General features: G+C 77.5%; 1 protein-coding gene and 1 pseudogene. One reads left to right on the top strand and one right to left on the bottom strand.

Annotated features, from left to right (window positions below):
• Nucleotides 1-405 (bottom strand): annotated as a pseudogene (locus GTQ99_RS24515) (hypothetical protein); the annotation flags it as partial.
• A 116-nt stretch (nt 406-521) separates the two neighbouring features.
• Between GTQ99_RS24515 and GTQ99_RS23445 the strand changes: the two are divergent.
• Nucleotides 522-1,154: MBL fold metallo-hydrolase (locus tag GTQ99_RS23445; protein ID WP_166618047.1), on the top strand; the 633-nt coding region annotated here is incomplete at its 3' end.

Consider the following 1,154-nt stretch of genomic DNA (forward strand, 5'->3'; position numbering starts at 1 on the left):
GGCGTCCGCGGCACCCTCGGCCTCCGGTGCCGGCGCGGCATCCGCGGCCTCGTCCGCCGGCGCGTCCGCGGACGAGTCCTCAGCCGTGTCCGCGGCGACGTCACCAGCCGTGTCCGCGGCGACGTCACCAGCCGTGTCCGCGGCGACGTCACCAGCCGTGTCCGCGGCGACGTCACCAGCCGCGTCCGCGACCACGTCGCCGGGCGCGTCCACCGCCTCCGCGGGCGACGCGTCCGCGTCCGCCCCCGGCCGGGCCTCGTCCAGCGGCTGGCCGGCCTGCGCCTCGGGCGCCGAGGGCGCCACCTGCGGCGCCTCCCCGGTGCTCGCGCCGGTCGTCGTGGTCGGGCTGTCGGGGGTGTCCGCCACGTCCGCAGAGGACGCCGGCTCCTGGGGGTGCTCGCTCACCCGCCGCATTCTAGGTGCCAGGTCCTTCGATCGGAGCAGTCGGTCACGGCGTGCCCGCTCCGGTTGGCGCACGGTGACGGTCTGCGCGGTCTCGAAGGGCTCACTACAGTCGCCGGATGCTCGTGGAAACGCTCGAGGCGAGCGCCTTCGGCACCAACTGCCACGTCCTGGCCCCCGGGCCGGGGCAGGAGTGCGTGGTCGTCGACCCCGGCGTCGGCGTGCTCGACCGGCTCGCCGAGCTGCTCGCGCGCCACCGCCTGCGCCCGGCCGCCGTCCTGCTGACCCACGGCCACCTCGACCACACGTGGTCGGTGACCCCCGTCTGCGGCGCCCACGGCGTCGCCGCCACCGTCCACGCCGACGACGCGCACCTGCTGCGCGACCCGCTGGCCGGGCTCGACGCGCCGCTGCGCTCCGCGCTGCTGGCCGCGACCGGGGACCAGCCGTGGCGGGAGCCGGACGACGTCGTCGTCGTCGGCGACGGCGCACGGCTGCAGGTGGCCGGCCTGTCGGTGCGGGTGGCGCACGCTCCGGGCCACACCGAGGGGTCGGTGCTGTTCACGGTGGAGCGTCCCGGCGAGGCGGACCTGCTGCTGTCCGGCGACGTGCTGTTCGCGGGCTCGATCGGGCGCACCGACCTGCCCGGCGGGGACCCCCGGGCCATGCTGCGCAGCCTGCTGACCAGGGTGCTGCCGCTCGAGGACGCCACCGAGGTGCTGCCGGGGCACGGCCCGGCCACCACGATCGGG

The sequence above is a fragment of the Kineococcus vitellinus genome (assembly GCF_009906315.1).
GTDB classification, from domain to species: Bacteria; Actinomycetota; Actinomycetes; order Actinomycetales; family Kineococcaceae; genus Kineococcus; species Kineococcus vitellinus.